Raw genomic sequence first — 21506 nt, 5'->3', positions numbered from 1 at the left:
CGGCGCATTGCAGCGCCGCCCGGCAAGTTCACAGCTTAATTAATTTGAGTTTTTGGGATATTGCCTTCGTCCGGCTCGGAATTGACTGCGCGAACCGCCTGCTGTGGAGTCTGCGCCTTCTGAGCATTCGCCAGCGCCTGCAACACCTGCTGAGTTGGGCCAAATGCATTGACGGTACCGTTTACCAGCAACAACAATTTGCTGGTCATTGACAGCAAATTGGTTCGATGGGTAATCAGAATCACCGTTTTATTGCGTTGCTTGAGGAACAGAATCGCCTGATTCAGCGCCTTTTCACCGGCATCGTCCAGGTTGGAGTTAGGCTCATCCAACACGATCAGGGAAGGATCGCCATACAACGCACGCGCCAGGCCAATGCGCTGCTTCTGCCCACCAGACAGCCCTGCGCCGCCATTGCCTATGACCGAATCATAACCATTAGGGAAACGCAGAATCAGTTCATGTACGCCGGCCAGTTTGGCGGCCTCAATCACTTTCGCTGAATCGATAGCGTTAAAACGCGCGATATTCTCGGCAATGGTGCCGGCGAACAGTTCGATATCTTGTGGCAGGTAGCCGATATACGGCCCCAACTCGTCTTTGTTCCATTGATAAATGTCGGCGTTATCAAGCCGTACAATGCCTTCGCTTACCGGCCAAATGCCAACCAACAAGCGTGCCAATGTGGATTTGCCGGAAGCGCTTGGCCCAATAATCCCCAGCACGTCGCCCGGTTGAATGGCAAAGCTGACGTTATGCAAGACCGCATCGGCTTTGGATCCCGGTGGAGTGGCGGTTACGCCTTCTACCGAGATGACGCCGACAGGCCGAGGCAACGACATACCCAGACCGCGCGGCGGATGCTGATCAAGCAATTTTACCAAGCGTTGATAAGAGAGCTTGGCTGAGCTCCAGCTTTTCCAGACGTTGATCACCTGTTCAATCGGTGCCAGCGTGCGCCCCATCAAAATAGAACCGGCAATCATCATTCCGGGAGTAATGTGGCCATCAATCGCCAGCCAGCCGCCTAATCCCAGCACCAATGATTGCAGCGAGAGACGAACAAATTTGGTGATTGAGGTAACGGTGGTGGCGCGTTCACTGGCCACACGTTGGCTATTGAGGAAACGCTGGTGCAATGTAAACCAACGCTGTTTAAGATTAGGCAACATGCCCAATGCTTCGATCACCTCGGCATTACGCAAGTTGGTGCTCGCCAGGCTGCTGGACATGATTGACAACTTGCTCGCTTCGCCCAAAGGTTTCTTGGAAACCATTTCGTTGATAACCGCCAGAGTGATCAACAACAGCGATCCCACCAAGGCAAACAAGCCAAGCCAAGGGTTGAACAGGAAAATCACCAGCAGGTAGATCGGGAACCAGGGCGCATCGAAGAAAGCGAATAAAGCGCTGCCGGTAAGGAATTGGCGAACGGTGGTCAAATCACTCAGCATCTGACCTGCATCGGAAGAGCCATTTTTAAGATTTGCCTCATACGCCGCAGTATAAATACGGGTATTCAAGCGCATATCCAACTGGCTGCCGATACGGATAACCACCATGCTGCGGACATACTCCAGTAACGCCATCATACCGAACATGCCCAGCATAATCAGCGTTAACATCAGCAAGGTTATTTCATTACGCGACGGAAGCACCCGGTCATAAACCTGGAGCATATAGATAGAGGGAACGAGCATTAACAAATTAATAAATGCGGTAAATATGCCAACGGTCCAGAAAATTTTACTGCGTGTCCGTATAACATCCGCAATTTCATTGCGCGGTATAAATTGGTTCACTTTCTGCCCTTACATCATGTGCACTGTCAGCCCAATCCGCATTGATTTCTTCTAAGGAAATTCCTAAAGGGGAAAACTAAAAAAATCCTAAAGAAGACTCACCCCAAACATGCTCGAGACTGCAGATACTTTTTTTTAACTATAGGTAGAGAAAGCGGATATCGGCAAGGTGGAAAGTAAAAAAAAATTTAGCTTATCTAAATTTTTTTTACTTTTTAAAACAAATAATTAGTTCACCTCATCTCATAAAAAACAAACCATTAGTTATTGTGAGGAATTTGACAGATTTCCGCCACCTTACTTATAAAATATAACCAATAAATAATTAGACATCTAACAATCACCTACAAAAACACTAGCCGTTGGTGTAAACATAAAAGCATATAAAATCAATACGTAAATTGCATAAGTTATTATTGCATCGAACATTTAGGATGTTTGATATGAAAAATAAATAAAAAAAACCACCACCTTGACAAAACACCCGATAGCTCCTTTGCTTAAGCTGCGAAAACAAAAAATTGCCATTTATGTATCACGCAATATCCCACTGTTTTTGCAAAACTTTTACCAGCTCAGTTTTGATTCCGTTCGGTCTTTGGCTTTGGTCGAAGACGGTAATATTGATTGCAAACAGACGCGATCGTGTACATTTTGAGATATCAAGGGGTAACTTATGGCTTCTTTAGCATCACAGCAATCAGCTGCAGCGATATATTATGCAGTCTTGGGAAAAACTCCTTCTGTATCAGACGTAAACTACTTTGGTGGTCGGATTGAGTCTAATACTCTAACCAGTGCTCAATTCGTATCATTGTTATTAGCCAGCCCTGAAGGATTAGCGCGTTATGCCGGGCGTTCTGATACTGAAATTGTTCAAACAGTATATCAACTTATCCATGGTGACTTGCCAACGAGTAATGAAGTCAATGAGTTACTGGGTTCCGGTTCGTTAAATCAAGCCCTGGCTAACGCAACAACAGAGTTATTGTCATATAATGGTTTTGACAGTACAACATTATCAGAGCAAAGCGCCTTTGAAACCACTGTTGATAAAATCCTTTACCCTTCAACTAACTCCGCAGCATCGGGGCAAGGCGCTTCTGACGTGCTGGCCATTTACCGTGTGCTGGGATCCGTCGCCGGTGCTGATGGCGTAAATTATTGGGGGGCAGTACTGAATCATGGTACGCAGAGCTTTGAGCAAGTAGCGCAATTGTTTATCAATAGCCGCTCTTATATTACCTCTTTAAATAATACCGACTTTGTCACACGCCTGTTTAAATTCGGTCTTGAACGTTCCCCTAGTAGTACTGAGCTCTCACAATACGTTACCGAACTGGGCAATGGTGCCTCTCGGGGCAACGTGCTTGTAGAGATTGTTAATGCCATCCGTGTCAACACTTCACCGACCGATGCCACTGGGAAACAACATTTCACTGACGCAACAACAAGCTATGCGCAAGGTCAACTACCTGACCTACAGTATCAAGAGCAAGCCGCAGCGATTTATCTTGCCATTCCAGAACGTGGAATTGATGCCACAGGTTTAGATACCTGGAGTAAATACCTGGCCAAAAGCGTTAATACCTACAAGAGTGCTATTTCTCTGGCGTTAGGCTCTGAAGAATTTTTGCGTAAAGGCGCGCAGCTTACCGGTGATAGTTTCATTCAACATGTTTATAAAGCCGTACATGGTGTAGATGCAACTCCGGCTCAATTAGCTGTTTATAGTGCACTGGGTACTGACAAAGCAGCTATCACTCAAGCGATTATTACTGATCTCCGCGGTTCCGTAGCAACAGATGCAGCAACCGTGACTCAACAGCACGGTTTTGAATTTGATATCGGCACCAGCCTGTTGTACAAAACTGCAGCATCCCTGACCACGACAGCGGCTGGCGGTAATGCCACCGGGACAGTTAACACTGGGGTTTCACACCAGATCAGCAATGCCGAAACTGCAGTATTGACCGATGTTCAACTTGCCGCCAATGCCGCCAGTGTCGTTAACCTGAAGTTCGCCGATCATCTGGCGAATCTGACCATTAACGGCACCAGCGCAGCAACGGTCAACCTGTCAGACAACGGGGTTGACCCGGGTGTGGATATTACCGTAAACAACGGTAATATCATTCTGAATGCCAGCTCTGGTTCGGACACTGTGGTTGTTACCTCTACGGCAAATATTGCCACCGGTACAGGCCAGTTTAACCTTGGTGCTGGAAACGATAGCCTGCAGTGGGCTGGTAATGGGGTGTCAAACGGTGCTAACACAGTGGCGACAACCATTAAAGCTGATGGTGGCGCAGGTACTGATTCCATTTCTGCCAACTTTATCACTAAATCTGTAGTGACGAATCAGAATGCTTTGGGTATTCGCACCAGTGTAGTCACCAGTAACGCCAATAACTTCTCAAATATCGAACAGATTGATCTGACGGGCTACATCGGCAAATCCGTTGGCACCCTGATTACCACACCATTAATTGGTTCACCGACCACTACCAGCGTAACTACACCGACCCATGTCTTTGATTTTGGCTTAACCAACGGGACAGCTACGGTTGAAGGGACTACTGGGGGGACCGTTACTCAAGGTGCTGCGGCCACCAACCTGGGCGCACAGGGCTTTGTTATTTCCGGTTTGGCCAATGCCAGTGTGATTAACGCTGCCGGCGGTACTGCTGCACAATTGGAAGTAAAAGGTGATGCGACGGCTGCAAGTACGTTGAGCTTCACTTTTGTCCAGAATGCGACTGACCATTTCAATATTAACTTTGATGCGGTGAGTTCTGCGAACGTGAATGCTGGTGCCATCAGCTTGAACAGCAGCAGTAGCGCATTGCTGGGTACTGCGTTGGGTACGGTGAATATTGCTTCTGGCGGTACGGGGGCATTTAGCAACATTATGTCTCTGGCGGGTACCAACGCACAGGTTCAGACTATCAACGTAACAGGTGATCATGCTCTGAATCTGGCTGTTGGCAGCGGTTTCAGCAACGTTCGCGATATTAACGCATCGACTAATACCGGCGGCCTGAATCTTGATTCAAGCCACGGCGGTACCGGTGACGGTATCATCGTTCAGTTGCTGAATATTCTGCCGCTGAGTGCTGTCACTACCGCGCTGCTGGCGCCGGTTCTGACGAGCCTGGGTCTGAATGGTTACCAACTGACAGTGGAAGGTTCTACCACTGCCGACCACCTGGCGGCGATCGGTAATACCACGCTGACCGGCGGGACTGGTGTAAATACCTTCGAAGCGAAGGCCAGTAATACTCAGGCTGGTATTACCATCACCGATTTTGACAGTACCAAAGACAAAATTGTCGACGTCGCTTCTGGCTTGACCATTTCCGGCGATACCAGCGGCACTGCGGTGGCGGATTACGGCACTCGTGCTGCCGATACTCTGGATGCCCTGCTGGGTACCCTGGTTGGCGGTCTGACCAACGGTGTTATCGGGCTGCTGGGCGGTATCCTCGGCCTGGACAGCAGCAACTCACTGACAGCTAAAGTCGGCGTGGCATCTGTAGTGTTCGGCGGAACAGGCAATAATGCCAGCTCCTACGTGATTATTGATAACAACAATAACCACACTCTGGATACCAACGACAGCGTTGTTTACCTGACAGGTCAAAACCATCAGCAACTGATTGATACTCTGCATTACGCTTAAGGGTACATGCCGCGGGCTGGCTCTTTTCGCAAAAGCCGCCAGTGGTTGAAGGATATATCAGTAATTTGAATGCCGGCCAGTTAACTCTGGTCGGCATTTTTATTATCAGGGGAAACAAAAGGGTCTGACCTTTGATCTCCCAATGTAAGTATCGCAGTTGTCGTGATGACAGGGCCCTGACTCACAGAGTAAGAGAAATTGCACAGACACGCACGTCCACAAGTGACCGCGTTAGATCAGTGCTGGAGCATGGATTTTGTTGCTGATAATCTGTTCAACGGACGGCGAATACGCACCCTGACTGTCGTGGATAATTTTAGTCGTGAATGCGAGGCGATCGAGGTAGGTCAGGGTCTGCGCGGAGATGATGTGGTAGCGGTTATGGAGCATCTGAAGCAAATACAGCACCGTATCCCCTATCGCCTGCAGACGGACAACGGAAGTGAATTTATCTCTAAATCGCTGGACCGATGGGCATATGAAAATAAGGTGACAATGGACTTCTCACGCCCCGGAAAACCGACAGACAATGCACTGGTAGAGTCATTTAACAGCAGCCTGCCTGACGAATGTCTGAATGTGCATTGGTTCCTGTCACTGGAGGATGCACAGGAGAAGATCGAGCACTGGCGCAGTGCAGACCGCATTCATCATTAAATAACCAGACTCCGGAAGAATTTATCCGAAGTCAGCAAAAAGGCCGAAGCCTCTGATTTAGCCTGATACCGATATTGGGAAGGGATCAAAGTAAAAGGCCACCTTCTTATAAGGTGGCCTTTTGTTTTTAGAACAATGTTTACTGAAGTGTAATTGGCTTTGAAGAACGAATCAAAAGAGGCACGCCGTCCGTACGCATTGGAGTAGCACTGTCTTTACTCTCAATCAACATTACGTCACCTCCGGAAATTCTGTTGGAGGATTTTAGCTTGCTCAAACCGCTATCAATCAAGGACTCTTTCTTCGGAATGACTTCCTGCCACTTTAAAGCGGCATACTTGCCCTCCGGGCTCTTTAAAATAATATTTACTACCCCATTGCTGTCCACTTTATACTGTTGGACCTGATAGTTTTTCGCCACATCTGCAATTTTCTGATAGTAATCTGCTGCGGGCTTCCGTTGTCCTCCCTGAGCATAAAACCCAAAACGATCCTCATTTACGTGATCGCGATTACCGTCATCAATCAGATCGTACCACCAAATACCTTTGATATAATCCCTGGTTTTGGCTAGCAAGGTATATTTAATGACATATTGGGCAACGTCATTACCGGACAACCCACCGTTCCCGGTATACGTTGGTATACCATTCTCAGTGATATATATCGGTACAGCACGCCCCGCTAGCTTACTTAATTTAGCCTCAAAAGCGTCGATCCCCGCCAAGTTCCCTTCAGCAGAACGTAGCTTATAATTACCGTCCTTGTAGGAGTATGGATGGATAGAAACACCATCCAAGTACTTCAAGACGCCGAGAGAAAGCACTTGATTAAACCACTCAGTATCACGTTTACTAAAGGGACTAATAGAACCGGCAACAACAATGGCATTAGGGTCTGCACGTTTGATAGCCATAGACGCCTGTTTCACTATCTCCACAAAGACCTCAGGTGGAGGAACTTTAAGAGGGCGGGTCTGTATTCCGGTCCCATTAACCCATTCGTTCCACACTTCGTAATATTTGACCTTCCCTTTAAGTCGTGTCGCTGACCAGTAGACATAATTCGCATACGCCTTGATAGCATCTGGAGTTGTGGGATACCCTGAAGGATCATAGAGCCGGTTACCATAAGCCAATACAGCTAATCCACTCAGACCGTATTTTGCGCCATCATGGAAAGCAGCATCTTCACGGCTTAGCGATGGACTAACAGCTAGTGTTCCCTTTTTCTCTTCCATACCCTCCCAAAGATAATCACTGCGGAAAGAATTGAAACCAAGATCACGAATTTGTTTCAAATAATAATCGCTAGGTTGAGAATAGCGACGAAAGTGACTGTGTATGCCAATTTCAAAGGCCGATGCATAAAAGGAAAAAAAAAGGGCACTCGTCAAACCGAACATTACTAGAAAATGTAAAAATGACCTTCTAATCTTATAAAATATCTGTGACATGGTAAAATCTCCAATAAATAAAAAGGAGAGCATTCACAGCAAATGGCGTTACTCATCTAGCCTGCGAATGATCCCCTACTCAAGATCATTTAATTGGCAATCCCTTCAATGCATACTCCCCACCTAATGCAGTAAGGTGCTGGATATCATAATAGAATGCACGACCATTCATACGGAAACGACATCCATTGTGATCACAAAGATTCTTATCCATATCATAATAAGTTACACCATTTCCTTGCACGCTACGTAACACCTCGACAATATTACTGTCTTTGGTCACAACTTGAGTTGTGTAGTCCGTATCATTAGAGTTCTTTTCCAGCAGGCTGTTCACATACCTTCTGAAAGGAATCTGATCAATATTTATTTTTTTAATGACGTCAAACCTGATAACTGGAACATCATTGAGTACTATAACTTTCTTTCCATTATCAGTTAATTTTTTTATGACATTGTCCAAACCAGCTTTGAATGATTCTTCAGCATCCTTTTTACTGCCGACCGCCGCACCATCTCTGGCATAACCACCGGCAGAAACCAGAAGCCCTGTATCCCAATAGCCAGCTAGTAAGACTGTCTTTATCGATTTGTTATTAAGAACATAATTTAATGCTTCCGTATTATACTTACTGCATTCGCTGCGATGAGCGGGGATGGAATTAATAACTCGTGAGGTCCCGAGCAGCATAGGACAAGAGGCTTTCGTTAATTGATAAACGACAAGTCCATTTTTTCGACTAAGTTGCTCAACCCCACCTCTCAGTGCAGCTGAATGGCTATCGCCTAGCAATGCTATACCAGGTGTTGATTTATCTTGGGGGATGCATTCAGAAATTTTATTGAAAGAACTAACACCATACCCCATCAGACAAGGATCCCTTACTCCAATATTCTTATCACTTTCATTATTATTTACCAATTCGCTCACACGATAAGGTGCACCAGAAGAAAGGAATAAAAGTAATAAAGGAACGACAAGCACAGCAGTTATGGCCACATAACCATAAATGATCTTGCTTTGTGAAAAACTGCTTTTTCGTCTGAATGGTGTTTCAATAAACAAATATGACAAGTAAGAGATAGCCAGGGCCAATACTGAAATGGATACACCAAGATACCAAGGTAACGCACCATTAACAGACAAACGGGCAAAACTCAGTAGGGGCCAATGCCAGAGATACCACGAATATGACACCAAACCGATAAATACCATAAATCTGTTGCAAAAAAGCAATTTACTGAGCTGGCCATTGCCAAGAATAAGCAGTAAGGAGCCTACAACAGGAATTATAGCAGCTGTACCTGGAAACTCTGTAAACTTATTAAAAGTAAGAGCCGCATAAATAATAACAACAAACCCAATGAAGAAAAGCAGCTCCTTGAGCCATTTATTAATTGGTGGTATTTTATTTTGTTTAAATAAAATACCTAAAACGGCCCCAGCGCCCATTTCCCATGCTCTGGTTGGTAGTAAATAGAAAGCAGCTAATGGATAGAGCTTAGTAATAACGGCACTCAGCGCCAAAGAAAATATAACTCCGACAACAAGTAAACCAACAACATGCTGTCTGAACTTAAATATAACCGCAAGTACAACAGGGAATACAATATAAAATTGTTCCTCAACACCTAAAGACCAAGTCATCAATAGTGGATTATAATCAGACGAGGCTGAGAAATAATCCACCTTCCACCACAAAATTATATTTGGAACAGAAGCCAAAGTTGATATTGAGTATATGGAAAATAGTCTATACTCATCCGGTGATAAAAGAAAATAAGCAATTAGAGTGCAAATCACCAACATCCCGAACAATGCCGGAGCGATTCTCTTTATTCTTCTGACATAAAAAGTTTTGTAGGAGAATTTACTCACCAGCATTTCACTGTAAATAATCCCTCCTATTAGGAAACCAGAAATAACAAAAAAGACATCTACGCCAATGAATCCACCCTTTAGAAATTTAATTCCGGAATGGAATGCAACGACTAAAAGTATGGCCAGTGCACGTAACCCATCTATATCTCGTCTATAATCACTTCTTGAACTACTTACCACTTCCATTTTATACCCTCAAAATATGTAAAATCGTCGGTAGCATTAGCATTGCCACTCCCATTTTTTGCATACATTGATCAAAACTAATATGCACCATCACGTTTTAGAACAACAGAAATTGTCTTGAACAATATTGCGATATCATTCCACAAAGCCCAATTTTTGACATACCAAGAATCGAAGTAGACACGCGTATCGTAATCAATATCATTACGGCCACTTACCTGCCAAAGACCTGTCATACCCGGTTTTGCCATCAGGTAATAATCAACATCGCCAGCATAACGTTCTAACTCAGCTTCGATGATTGGTCTCGGTCCGACTAAACTCATCTCGCCCCGAAACACATTCCAGAGCTGAGGAAGCTCATCGAGACTGGTTTTACGAATAAAAGCCCCAACCCGAGTGATGCGAGGATCATTTTTCAATTTGAAATCTTTGTCCCACTCAGCACGTGCATCCGGATCTTTAGCTAATAGCTCTTCAAGAACATCTTTTGAATTCAATACCATAGAGCGAAACTTAAGACACTTAAATTTCTTGCCGTTATGCCCAACTCGTTCATGACCATATATCGGTTTGCCACCACCTCTTGAAACCAAAAAAGTCAGGATGCACAGCACCGGTGATAGCATCAACATGATTAGTAGCGAGCCGATAATGTCAAACGCACGCTTAATAATACGCGAAGAACGCTTTGCCAAATTATTGTTGACGCGTAGAATCATCACCTCATGACTGAAAATGAAGCTCATATCTGTACCATACAACGGTACGCCACGCAGAGTTGGAATCACAGAAACTGAGCGGCAATCATGTTTGGCGAGATTTTTAAGCCACCAATCCCGCAATGCGTGCTGCTCAAACTCCAAAGCTACAATAAATTGTGTATTCTCAGTATCAGTACAATTCCAGAGTTCCTGCTCACTTGTGATGACAGGGACACTTTCATGGCTGTCTTCGCAGGGTGCATCGACACACACAAAAGCAACTACATCAAAACCTAGCACCTCTTCACTTTGCAACGCCGCATAGGCCTCGAATGCGTTTTTTCCAGACCCAATGATCACCGTTTGCTTCTTCCACATTCCCATCCGGTTCAGCAATTTTTTAGTCATGGCACGTCCTAATGGAACCAGGACGATCATGATTCCCCAAGCGAACATCCACACATAACGTGAGAAGTGCCACTTTGAGAAGGCAACCAAAGCCAGGTCGAGGACAGCAAAAATCAGTAAAGTACGGATAATTTCCTTTAGCTCAAACCAAAATGGCTTGCGATAGGTATAGTGACGCAGTCTCGTCCAGAACCAGAATACACAAGCGAGTGACAATATAAATTGTGCAAGTATCCGAACGCTAAATTCTTCAGGAGGAAGAAACTCATCAATCCCCCCCATAACCTCATTAATAAAGAAATATGCCAGATAAATTGACATATTGAAAAATAATATATCAGATACGGCAAGCATTAACTTCGCCGTTATATTACTGAACAGTGAATTAGTCTGCTTCATTGATTTTCTCATGATTTGCGAGTAGTTGCCATCGCAGCTATCTAACAGTTTATGTTAAATTATCGTACGCAAAAAGCATTAAGGACCGTGTCCATCCCCATTTGTGTTAGTTCAACACTCCTGCATAATTCAATACTTAATTAACCACAGGGTAAATATTCGAACCACACAGCGCGACTATTATTTAACCTCAAATACACCTTTGGTATAATTCTCGCGAGATAAGCTATTAAACCTCAGCCATAACAATCTAACATCAATAAATAAAATTAAGGAATTCCAATTAATAACTTATAGTTTTAGATTTATTAAAGTCTATCCACTTATCATTTACATATTGAGAGAGTTCAACTCTAAAGCGTTCAGCAGAGAATTTCAATGCATGCGTCCGGCAATCCTGAGGAAGAAATTGATCACTGATACTTTCAAATAGTTCGACTGCATCAACTACCGAAGCCACAGTTTGTTGCTTGAAAAAAAGCCCTGTTGGTTTATCACAACCATACGGCCGCACCGTTTCAAGCGCTCCACCTTTGCCATAAGCAATGACAGGTGTACCGCATGCCTGCGCTTCTACTGCAGTGATGCCAAAATCTTCTTCAGCAGCAAAGACAAACGCCTTGGCCCTTCGCATATGGTCTTGCAATATATCATTTTCCTGGTATCCCAAGATCTCTACATTTGGAGCAGCTTTGGATTTTATCTTCTTCATTTCAGAGCCATCGCCAATTACTATCAACTTCTTATCTGGCATAGCGCTAAATGCTTCAACTATAAGATCTATGCGTTTGTAAGGAACCATCCGAGATGCCGTGAAATAAAAGTCGTCTTTCTTTTCACAGAGTTCAAAACGCTCGACATCAACAGGGGGGTATATAACATCAGCATGTCGCCCGTAAACTTTTTTAATTCTGCGTGCAATAAACTGTGAATTCGCAATAAAATGATCGACTCCATTTGCCGTTCGATAATCCCACATGCGAATTTTATGTAATAACCATTTTGCCAGCATCCCTTTGAGACCTTTATCCAAATTGGCCTCTCTAAGGTATTGATGTTGCAAATCCCATGCATAGCGAATAGGAGAATGGACATAGCTTATATGCAGTTGATCTGGACCTGTCAATACCCCCTTGGCGACAGCGTGACTACTTGAGAGAATAATATCGTGTCCAGATACATCCAATTGTTCAACTGCAACTGGCATTAACGGCAAATATTTTTGATAATTTTTTTTGGCTTTAGGTAATTTTTGAATAAATGTAGTTTTTGCACTTTTATTATTAAATTTTTTCCGCGACTCATCAGAAAGAAAATCAACGACGGAATAAAGCTCAACATCGGGGTACACCCTGATAAACTCTTCTACAACTTTCTCGGCACCGGCATAAGTTACCAACCAGTCCATAACGACCCCAATACTAACATCTTTATCCAGCATACATATCTCCGTTCTACATTATTCTTTCAAAGTTCATGGCGAACTAAAACTGGATCAATCACAGTAATTCAGCTTACACAGTAATTCAGCTTAACGAATTGAGTAAGCTACTCACTTTAAGCGCTGACTCCTCCCAAGAGAACCTCTTACTATTCTCATATCCGGCATTGATCAATCTATTTCGAGTTTCAGTATCTGAAATCATTTTATTCATAGCATTTTTCATATCATCCATATTTGCAGGATCAAAATACAAAACGCTATTTTTTAATACCTCAGGCATTGAAGCCTGATTAGAGGACATAACAGGACAGCCACATGCTTGGGCTTCTAAGGGTGGCAAGCCAAAACCTTCATAGAACGAAGGAAAAACAAAAGCCAAGGCGTTCTGATATAATTCTATTAATTGTGAATCGTCGACACGCCCCATGAACTCTACTTTGTCGGATGTTGAAAGGAATTCGCTGAAATCCATTGTAGAAAAACTGGCAGAGGCTTTGCCTATGATTTTTAACTTAACATTGCTTTCTTTATTCAAAGCAATAAAAGCTTCAATCATGCCATGGAAATTTTTATGATAATTTGGTGATGAAACAGCAAGAAAGTAGTTTCCCTTGCCACCACCGTAGGCCGGAGAAAAATCAGCGCCTACTGCATTATAAACCACAGATATTTTCTCATGTGGAAAACTATATACCTTAGCGATCTCGTTTTTCGAAAACTCACTAACGGTAATAACATGCTTGCTACCGCGCAACATCAGCGGAATCAATGAGTTATATAGCAATCTAAATTTACGAGAGTAGCTCTGTGGATAACGCTTATATGTGACATCATGATGTGTCATTATTTTATTATTATAAAATACTGGGGCAGTACTCCCTAAATTAAGCAATAAAGGGGACCCTTTCTTGCGTAAAAAAGAAGGTAAGGCAACCTGCTCCCACTTATGTCCCGTCCCACCAGAAATAATTTTAACGTTCAATTCCTTCGCAACATCCTTGCGGAGGACACCATCCGGCGATACAAAGATCAAATCGTTTCTCCGGATGTTTAATGCCAGAGAAACTTGCTCAGCAAAACGCTGCACACCGGTTAACTCTTGAGTTAGAAAGCGGGCGTTTACATAAATCGTCATGACTAAAGCAGATCCTTCAATAATATTATTTAATGAGCAGGTGTAGGTTTATACCGTCTTAAAGATATAAATAATGTACTCATAATAATAGGGAAAGCATATCCCGGATAATTTAGCATTGGGTTGTTATACATAAAGTTCACTAAGAACGATATAACCCAATATAGATAAACGAGACTTGGCATACCTTCCATTGTAAATTTAAACATCAACATACATGCAATGAGGAAGAATAGCAGGCAGACAATAACCCCAACATTTCCATAGCTCGATAATATGTATATATGAGCACTGTCTAATGCAACCGTATCGGCATTATCTGCGCCAACCATTGCGTTGCCATTTACCGCATAGCCTGCACCATAATAGTCAGAATAGTTTGGACTACTCATTATTTTTTCAACGTTTTGCATTCGGAATAAAACGCTATTCTCTGCAGTAGCATTATCGCGTGAAAACGTACTTTGGTAGAGATCTTTATCTGTAGTAATGATGAAAGAAATAATGAAGACAATTATGGTACCGAATGTCGTAACTGACAGACTGAAACGCTCCGAGAAAAACTTTCTCGCAAAGAAGTACACCAGGAATAATCCCGTCATAATTGCAGCAGTTTTAGACGTTGAGCAATAGATTGCGGCAGCCATCAGGATGATATATTTTAACTGCCTACTTGGCCGAACATATCTCACCAACAACATACCAAAAAATAGATACTCACTGAGACTGAAGGGGCCAGTCAATAACCCGATAGCCCTAAATCGCCCCATAACTGAGCGTAAGAGAAGCCCATGAGTTTTACCAAACTCAGTAAATTTTGGTCCTGGATTAATACCAATAAGACTATAAATTATTTCAGCAAAAACCGACTGACCAATAGTAATAATCGCATTAATGACAGCTAAAATTATATATAGACGAACTAGTTTCATCAGTATTTCATATTGTTCATCAGGGGTTAGCGCTAATAACAACGCACCTGTCAATATGGAAAAAGCAATGAATAATTCCAATCTAAACTGAATGATTGTTCTAAGGACATCAAATCTGCTGAACAAAACAGTTAACAACACAAATGTGAAGATAAATATTAATGCAAATATTATTACAATGAAATAATATTGAAAGCTTGCAGCTATTTTTTGTCGTAAAACAATAAAAGAAATCAGAAGTAAAGACGGAATAAGTATAGCGAAAACGTCTTTATATAATATTAATGTTCTACTAGTGGAATAGCCGACAACTGCAACTACACCACTGATAGAAACAAAAAATAAGTACCATGAAAGATATGATGAGAAAAATGATTTTAGTGATATCTTCATTCTATTTCCTATAGACCTCTACATATCTGTCTGCCACCTTTTCAACATTAAAATCTGCAGGCAGTGAGATTTTATAAGCAAGATTTTGGTGTTCAATGATTGCTTGCGGATTAAAATTGCTCAATTCATGAATACCAGAGCAAATTTTGGCTATTTCAGTTACCCCACCGCGAAATGTTGTAAATACTGATTTTCCTGCTAGTGCCGCCTCAAGAACCACTCGCCCGAACGGCTCATTCCACTTTATAGGAAGAACGACGGCATCAACATTAGCCATAAACTCATTCACAGGAATAAAACCCAGTAGTTCAACGCCTGAAGTATTAGCTAATGCCTCCATATCTCGACCTTCGTCGTCATTATGAAAACGCCCAGCGGCGCGAAAAACTATATCAGGGTCATTTTTATATTTCATGGCAAGATTGCAAAAATCATCGAAGCCCTTGACTACGCTCAATCGGCCAATGAAACCAACGCTAATAAAGTCACGTTTAATGATTTTTTCATCGATGGTCAAAGACTCAACTTTTATTGGATTATACACATGACTGTGGCTTGCGTTGATCGCATAACCATTTTTCTGATGAAAATCAGAAATGAACTCGCTAATACCGATAAAACTATCAACGTATTGACTCATCCGTTTTTTAATAAATGAGAGGGCCTTAATGGAGAAGCTATTTTCATCCATGTTCCGGCCGTTTTTAAATAGTGTAGTATTAGGATGGAATAAATAATAATCACGGGTAGTATGTACGAGCTTTATTTTTTTTCTTTTTATCATCGGCCAAACAGCAACCGAGAAACCTGTTAGATTATTTGTATGTATAACCTCTGGCTTAAACTTTTCAATCTCGGCCTCAACCTGCTTTGCCATCAAAGGGTTATAGCTATCCAAGATATGCCAAAATAACCTCTTCCAACGCCCTTTTTCTTCATCATCAAAGGGCCAGTAAATATTTTTTAGGGGCAGATATTCAACCTCGACGCCATTAATTTTGTCAGATTTACTCACCGCGCCTGGATGAAGACACAATACCTTGACCTGATGACCATTCCCCACTAGCTGTTCAGCAAGCAACTGAACGGAAACCTCTGCACCACCAATTTTATATGGTGCATAAAGTGTATTTATGATCAATATTTTCATCATGCCACTTTTATTGGACGTTTAGTTATTAACTATGATAGCGAGTGCTCTATCAACTCGCATAACTCTCTATTTAGTTTATCTTGATTAAATTTTTGCTCAATGACCTTTCTAGCTGTAACTGTAACAGCAGTAATATCATATTGCTCACGAGTCAATGAAATTAGAACATCGGCTATCGCCTCCGAATCTCGCTCTTTGACTAACCAGCCAGATATACCATTTTCTATCAGCTCGGGAATTCCGCTATGATAAGTAGAAACTACCGGTAAACCAAGCGCCATAGCTTCCATTAGCGCAACTGGTATCCCTTCCATGTCGCCATCAGCGGCGACTACCGAAGGCAATAGAAAAACATCGGCCTTTTCAAGCAACTCACGGATTTTTTCCTGTGGTTGGAAGCCAAGGATTTTGACATTATCTTCTAACCCCAGCTCAGTTATTTGTTTTTTCAAAACAGGTGTCAACGGACCATCACCGATGATTGAATATTTATAGTCAATGTTCTTTCGCTTCAGATGAGCGCAAGCTTGAATGGCATACTCGAGCCCTTTCTTTTCGACAAACCTTGCAACGCTAATAATATGTAATGGAGTAGAGTTAAATGTTTTTGATTGATTAAACTTGAATAAGTTTACGTTTATTCCCATTCTGGAAACATGAACTTTATCTTTTTGACAGCCAAGAGAAATCAACTTACTCGCCCAGAGATCACTTATAGGTAATATTAACTCTGTACGTTTGAAAAGATTGATATAATCACACTTTGAATCATTCAATGTTTTGGTATGTGAAATATCCAACCCGTGAAATATAGTAGCAAGATTTCCTTTTAAAAAACCAATTTCACGTAATTTATCAGCAATCACACCTACAGTGCCAAAATGAGAAATAAAAAAGTCCGCACTGATTATTTTAGAGTTATTACCAACAATAGAAGGTAATAGCAAGTTTAAAGAATGCTTTCCGTAGTTAAATACGTTAAGTGATCTGAAGAGCTTAATACCAACACATTTAGGCTTTACATTCTTTAAACGCGCTACAATACGTATTGCACCACTAAGTTTTTCTTTCGGAAGAAGGTACGTCGTTTTTTTTATTAATTCGTACTGTTCAACCACAGCATGTTTTTTATCTGTATCACCTGGGTAGATTGATACAATATCCACATCAATGCCTTTATCGATAAAACTGACTATTTGGTTAATCACAAAGGTTTCGGAATAGTTAGGGAACCGTTCCAGAAAAAAAGCCACTTTCATCCCTGACTCCTATTTAAATATTTACAGAAAAGTTACAGAGACTCAACTTCTGAGTCTCTGTAAAGATTAATTATGCGTTATCTTTAGAGCGATATTCGTATTGATAATAGCCATAGTCTCCATAGTAACTACTGGCTCGTTTCTCTACTGCGTTAAGAATCACACCCTTAACGTCGATACCATTCTGATTGAATCGACGAACACTGATCTCAATTTCTTTCACTGTATTCACGGCGAAACGCGCAATCATCAGGCTAGTACCAGCAACATGCCCAATGATAGCAGCATCTGTTACGGCTAGAATTGGTGGAGTGTCAATCATGACAATGTCATAATTTTCACTTGCCCACTTTATCAATTCATTGAAACGACTCCCCATCAACAATTCCGATGGGTTAGGAGGGATTTGGCCACGAGAAATAAAGTCCAAATTATCTACCGACGTTTTCTTGATAGCCTTCTCAATGGAGATTTGTTGAGAAAGAATATCTGATAGACCATCTTTCCAGTCTACATTAAGCATCGTGTGGGAGTAGCCTTTACGCATATCCGCATCAATAATCAGTACTCGCTGATTAGTTTGAGCAACAACGGCTGCGAGGTTCAAACTCACAAACGTTTTACCAATATTAGGGCTAGCACCACAAATCATTAGAACATTGTTTTTGGCTTCCAACATCGCGAAGTGCAAGCTGGTACGTAAACTACGTACTGCTTCAATAGCCAAATCAGCTGGGTTACCTACTGCAAGCAAGGAGTTCGACCTCGTATTCGTCTTTCTCTTCGCTTTCAGGACTGTTTCGATATCTTTCTTCTGTTGCCATTCAGATAAAGGAATACTGGCATAAACATTAATACCTTGTTGCTCCAACTGCTCAGGACTTTCAATCCCATGGTGAAGCATGTTTTTCAACAATACTATAGCCACTGACAGCATCCCGCCCAGAAGGGTTGTAATCAGAACTATAATTGTCTTCTTAGGTTTAACTGGCTTCGGTTGCGTTACCGCCGGGTCAACAATGCGCACATTACCGACCGTACTAGCTTTGGTGATGGAAAGTTCCTGCTGTTTGTTTAACAACTGCATATATATTTCTTTACCTGCGTCAACATCACGTGTTAATCGCAGTATTTCCTGCTGCGTTTGCGGCATTCGGCTAACACGCTTGTTTAGAGCTACTTTCTCTTGCTCGAGAGTCGCGCGTTTCTCCAGGAGTGCACGGTATGCAGGGTGCTCTTTGGTATACAGCTTCGAAATTTCTGCTTCTTTGAACGTCAATTGGTTTAATTGGGCTTCAACACCAACGATCGTATCCAACATCGATTTAGCTTCAAGCGAAAGATCGACTGAGTCATTTGCTTGACGAAAACGATTAAGTTTGTCTTCTGCAGTCTCGAGAGAAGTTCGCATCAGCGGTAGCTGTTGCTTCAAGAAATCTAAACTCTTGGCCGCTTCTTCAGACTTCCGTTCTACATTCTGTGTTAAGTAATTATTACTAATGGAATCAAGAATTTTTCGCATTTCGATCGGGTCATCGCCCGTCAATGATAGCGAAAGTACACCTGTATCTGTTCCTTGGTCCTCTACGGTCAAACCATCCAGTAAATTCATTGTGGCTAACAGTTTCGGCAATTTGACCACCGTGAATACAGTGCCTGGTTCCGCATCTAATTCACTTACCAATAATGTTACGCCACTATGTTTGGCCAAATGTCCTACTTTGCCGCTAAACAGTTCAGTGCCGTCACTGCTCAGAGTATATGTGTTCTTATCCACAACCTCCAATTCCAACGGAGCATCTGAAAGTGATTTAGGAATATTTAAACGTGACAGTGCAATTTGTCCTGGGGCCTTACCTGTCAAGCGAGACCAACCACGGCCGATGATCGGAAAATATTTTTGCTGTACAACAGTATCAAGATGAAGATCATCAACTGTCTTACCAACAATCATGCGCGATTTAATCAACTGGATCTCAGTTGCCGATCCTGGTGAACTGCTAGGTAAAACTTGAGCCAGGTCATTCACAATTGAATTACCGCTGTTTTGCTCTACCTGCACCGTTGCATCCGCCTGGTATATGGGAGTAGCAAAAATACTATAAATAATCCCAATAACAGCAAATAAGCTGGTGATCCCTACAATTAACCAGCGGTGGTCTAGTAAGGTTCCAATAAGGTGGCCTAAGTCTATTTCACCACTGGAACCACTCGCTGACGAACTCAATCTATTATTCTCAGTCATCATCATCTCAATTTAACGATTTAATGCTTGCACCCATTTCTGAGCAGATTCAGCCAGCAGGCGGTAAACAAACTCAAAAGCCTCCGTACTCTTACGATACGGATCGGGAACTTCTTGTTGTCCTAGCCAATGCGCAAAAAGCATCGTTTTTCCCCTCACTTCAGGAGCCAAACGGCACACAGCATCGATATGTGCTTTTTCCATTACCAATATCAACGAATATTCACGGCACAACTCTTTGGTCAACTGCTGTGCAATATGACCATCCAGAGAAAGTTGATGTTCATTAGCAACTTTTATAGCACTGGCGTCTGCAGATTTACCCACAAGTGCACTAATTCCAGCGGAAGCAATTTTCTTATCGGGTAAATTCTGCTTCAGTAAACGTTCCCCTGTAGGGGAACGACATATGTTACCAATACATACAACTAAAATTGAATCAAACATTACCTACGCTCCACTATGGCCAATTACGGATCCGCAGCGTGCCTTCAGTCAGGTTGTTGAAGCCGTTAATGGTCCCCGTCAATTGACTGATCACACGGTTCCAACGCACAATCGGCGCAGTTGTAACATATACAATATCATAAGGTTGAAGGTGGAATTCTGAACCCATGACCATTGCAGTTGCATCAGACATATTGAGCTGATAGATATCCGCGATCTTTTTTCCCTGAGTGCCATGCAGAGGTCGTATGACAAAAACGCCCGTCGCGTCAGCTGCACTCTGATTCAAGCCTTCGCTATTACCAATTGCCTCAGTCAAAGTCATGCCACTACGGTCCATTTTCATGGTTGCCGGAGACTTGACCTCTCCCATAACGAAGACTTTGAGGTTATCGTTACGCGGGACATAAAGGATATCACCTGGGAAAAGAAGATGATTCTGCGTCAAATCACCGTTTTGCATTAATTTCTGTAAAGAGACAAGTTGTTCTTTGCCATCATGTGTCAGAACTACATTACGCCAATCAGCGTTCTCTGTAAGGCCACCAGCAGAGTTAATAGCATCCAGTATGGTAAGCGGAATATTAGTGATCGCCTGTTGTCCGGATTTAGAGACTTCACCAGTAATATAAGTTTTCTGTGAGCGGAAAGCAGCTACGTTAACATCAACCTGCGGGCTTTCAATATATTGAGCCAACCGACTGCTTATGATGTTGCGCACCTGCCCAACAGTTTTACCCACTACGGCAACTTTACCTATATAAGGATAGAAAATAGTGCCGTCGGACTGCACCCAGTTGCCGGTATCGCTGGCACTACGGTATTGTCCTGCCGGTGTTGTCAATTCTGGATGATCCCAAACAGTCACACTGAGCACATCACCCACACCAATTCGATATTCATAAGTCTGTAAAGAGGCATCCAGCTTAGGATTAGGCTGAGCGACGGATACGACAGGACGCATCTTGTCAATCAGCTTAGGTGTTAGCGGATAAATATTAACCACGTCATTTATATTGAAATCACTATCATCTTGTTTTACAACGTCTTTCCCGGAGGTTTTCAAATCTTGTCCGGGAATAACGGTACATCCGCTAACTAATCCTATGGCTATCAAGAGCGATACCATTTTCAATTGTCGTTTTGCCATCGAGTTATCATCACTTTCAAAGTAAATATTCTGCTAGGTCATCGAGCTTACCGAACCGTATGAAGAGCCGCATCAAAAAATGACTTTACACCTATCCGTATTTCTGAGAGGACTGCCATTCCGGTAGGGATGCCAACAAAACATCAGATGTTGACTTGGGGTTTAAGTCAAC

The 21506-nt window shown here is 42.6% G+C and carries 13 protein-coding genes and 1 pseudogene; 2 read left to right on the top strand and 12 right to left on the bottom strand.

The genetic code is table 11. The annotated features are described in order from the left end of the window. Positions 1-35: 35 nt before the first annotated feature. On the bottom strand, positions 36-1802 hold the full coding sequence (locus JK621_RS06585) for a type I secretion system permease/ATPase (protein ID WP_212559126.1): 1767 nt from the start codon (positions 1800-1802) through the stop codon (positions 36-38). Between the two features lie 676 nt (positions 1803-2478). Here JK621_RS06585 and JK621_RS06580 point away from each other — a divergent pair. Together JK621_RS06580 and JK621_RS06575 are read left to right on the top strand one after the other, a co-directional pair. Beyond that, complete coding sequence (locus JK621_RS06580) at positions 2479-5484, top strand: DUF4214 domain-containing protein (protein WP_212559125.1); 3006 nt, start codon at positions 2479-2481, stop codon at positions 5482-5484. 201 nt (positions 5485-5685) lie between these two features. Further along, positions 5686-6197 (top strand): annotated as a pseudogene (locus JK621_RS06575) (integrase core domain-containing protein); the annotation flags it as partial. Between the two features lie 83 nt (positions 6198-6280). Here the strand turns inward: JK621_RS06575 and JK621_RS06570 are convergent. From JK621_RS06570 to JK621_RS06520, 11 genes are all read right to left on the bottom strand, one after another. Continuing rightward, the gene (locus tag JK621_RS06570; protein ID WP_212559124.1) at positions 6281-7597 is read right to left on the bottom strand and encodes a cellulase family glycosylhydrolase; all 1317 of its coding nucleotides are present in this window, start codon (positions 7595-7597) and stop codon (positions 6281-6283) included. An 85-nt stretch (positions 7598-7682) separates the two neighbouring features. Next, complete coding sequence (locus tag JK621_RS06565; RefSeq protein ID WP_212559123.1) at positions 7683-9665, bottom strand: acyltransferase family protein; 1983 nt, start codon at positions 9663-9665, stop codon at positions 7683-7685. Positions 9666-9742: 77 nt separating this feature from the next. Continuing rightward, a complete protein-coding gene (gene wbaP, locus JK621_RS06560) occupies positions 9743-11176 on the bottom strand; it encodes an undecaprenyl-phosphate galactose phosphotransferase WbaP (protein WP_212559122.1) in 1434 nt (477 codons plus the stop codon). A 283-nt stretch (positions 11177-11459) separates the two neighbouring features. Continuing rightward, a complete protein-coding gene (locus JK621_RS06555; RefSeq protein WP_212559121.1) occupies positions 11460-12617 on the bottom strand; it encodes a glycosyltransferase family 4 protein in 1158 nt (385 codons plus the stop codon). An 85-nt stretch (positions 12618-12702) separates the two neighbouring features. Next, positions 12703-13755 carry a glycosyltransferase family 4 protein gene (locus tag JK621_RS06550; protein ID WP_212559120.1) on the bottom strand — a complete coding sequence of 351 codons (1053 nt, stop codon included), beginning with the start codon at positions 13753-13755 and terminating at the stop codon, positions 12703-12705. Positions 13756-13784: 29 nt separating this feature from the next. After that, positions 13785-15080 carry a hypothetical protein gene (locus tag JK621_RS06545; RefSeq protein ID WP_212559119.1) on the bottom strand — a complete coding sequence of 432 codons (1296 nt, stop codon included), beginning with the start codon at positions 15078-15080 and terminating at the stop codon, positions 13785-13787. A 1-nt stretch (position 15081) separates the two neighbouring features. After that, positions 15082-16233, bottom strand: a complete 1152-nt coding sequence (locus tag JK621_RS06540; protein ID WP_249337146.1) for a glycosyltransferase family 4 protein — start codon at positions 16231-16233, stop codon at positions 15082-15084. Between the two features lie 29 nt (positions 16234-16262). Continuing rightward, positions 16263-17492 carry a glycosyltransferase gene (locus tag JK621_RS06535; RefSeq protein WP_212559118.1) on the bottom strand — a complete coding sequence of 410 codons (1230 nt, stop codon included), beginning with the start codon at positions 17490-17492 and terminating at the stop codon, positions 16263-16265. 70 nt (positions 17493-17562) lie between these two features. Beyond that, a complete protein-coding gene (wzc, locus tag JK621_RS06530) occupies positions 17563-19737 on the bottom strand; it encodes a tyrosine-protein kinase Wzc (protein WP_212560139.1) in 2175 nt (724 codons plus the stop codon). Between the two features lie 12 nt (positions 19738-19749). Beyond that, positions 19750-20184, bottom strand: a complete 435-nt coding sequence (locus JK621_RS06525) for a protein tyrosine phosphatase (RefSeq protein ID WP_212559117.1) — start codon at positions 20182-20184, stop codon at positions 19750-19752. A 13-nt stretch (positions 20185-20197) separates the two neighbouring features. Then, positions 20198-21334 carry a polysaccharide export protein gene (locus JK621_RS06520; RefSeq protein WP_212559116.1) on the bottom strand — a complete coding sequence of 379 codons (1137 nt, stop codon included), beginning with the start codon at positions 21332-21334 and terminating at the stop codon, positions 20198-20200. Positions 21335-21506: the final 172 nt, after the last annotated feature.

Origin of the sequence: Serratia plymuthica, assembly GCF_018336935.1 — a bacterium.
Taxonomy (GTDB): domain Bacteria; phylum Pseudomonadota; class Gammaproteobacteria; order Enterobacterales; family Enterobacteriaceae; genus Serratia; species Serratia plymuthica_B.
Note: the sequence above shows the minus strand (reverse complement) of the source record. Positions and strands in the feature narration are given on the sequence as shown.

Excerpts from the sequence above, each read along its gene's own strand:
- JK621_RS06580 (WP_212559125.1), top strand. The coding sequence starts at position 2,479 with ATGGCTTCTTTAGCATCACAGCAATCAGCTGCAGCGATATATTATGCA.
- JK621_RS06570 (WP_212559124.1), bottom strand. The coding sequence starts at position 7,597 with ATGTCACAGATATTTTATAAGATTAGAAGGTCATTTTTACATTTTCTA.
- JK621_RS06565 (WP_212559123.1), bottom strand. The coding sequence starts at position 9,665 with ATGGAAGTGGTAAGTAGTTCAAGAAGTGATTATAGACGAGATATAGAT.
- wbaP (WP_212559122.1), bottom strand. The coding sequence starts at position 11,176 with ATGAAGCAGACTAATTCACTGTTCAGTAATATAACGGCGAAGTTAATG.
- JK621_RS06555 (WP_212559121.1), bottom strand. The coding sequence starts at position 12,617 with ATGCTGGATAAAGATGTTAGTATTGGGGTCGTTATGGACTGGTTGGTA.
- JK621_RS06550 (WP_212559120.1), bottom strand. The coding sequence starts at position 13,755 with ATGACGATTTATGTAAACGCCCGCTTTCTAACTCAAGAGTTAACCGGT.
- JK621_RS06545 (WP_212559119.1), bottom strand. The coding sequence starts at position 15,080 with ATGAAGATATCACTAAAATCATTTTTCTCATCATATCTTTCATGGTAC.
- JK621_RS06540 (WP_249337146.1), bottom strand. The coding sequence starts at position 16,233 with ATGATGAAAATATTGATCATAAATACACTTTATGCACCATATAAAATT.
- JK621_RS06535 (WP_212559118.1), bottom strand. The coding sequence starts at position 17,492 with ATGAAAGTGGCTTTTTTTCTGGAACGGTTCCCTAACTATTCCGAAACC.
- wzc (WP_212560139.1), bottom strand. The coding sequence starts at position 19,737 with ATGACTGAGAATAATAGATTGAGTTCGTCAGCGAGTGGTTCCAGTGGT.
- JK621_RS06525 (WP_212559117.1), bottom strand. The coding sequence starts at position 20,184 with ATGTTTGATTCAATTTTAGTTGTATGTATTGGTAACATATGTCGTTCC.
- JK621_RS06520 (WP_212559116.1), bottom strand. The coding sequence starts at position 21,334 with ATGGCAAAACGACAATTGAAAATGGTATCGCTCTTGATAGCCATAGGA.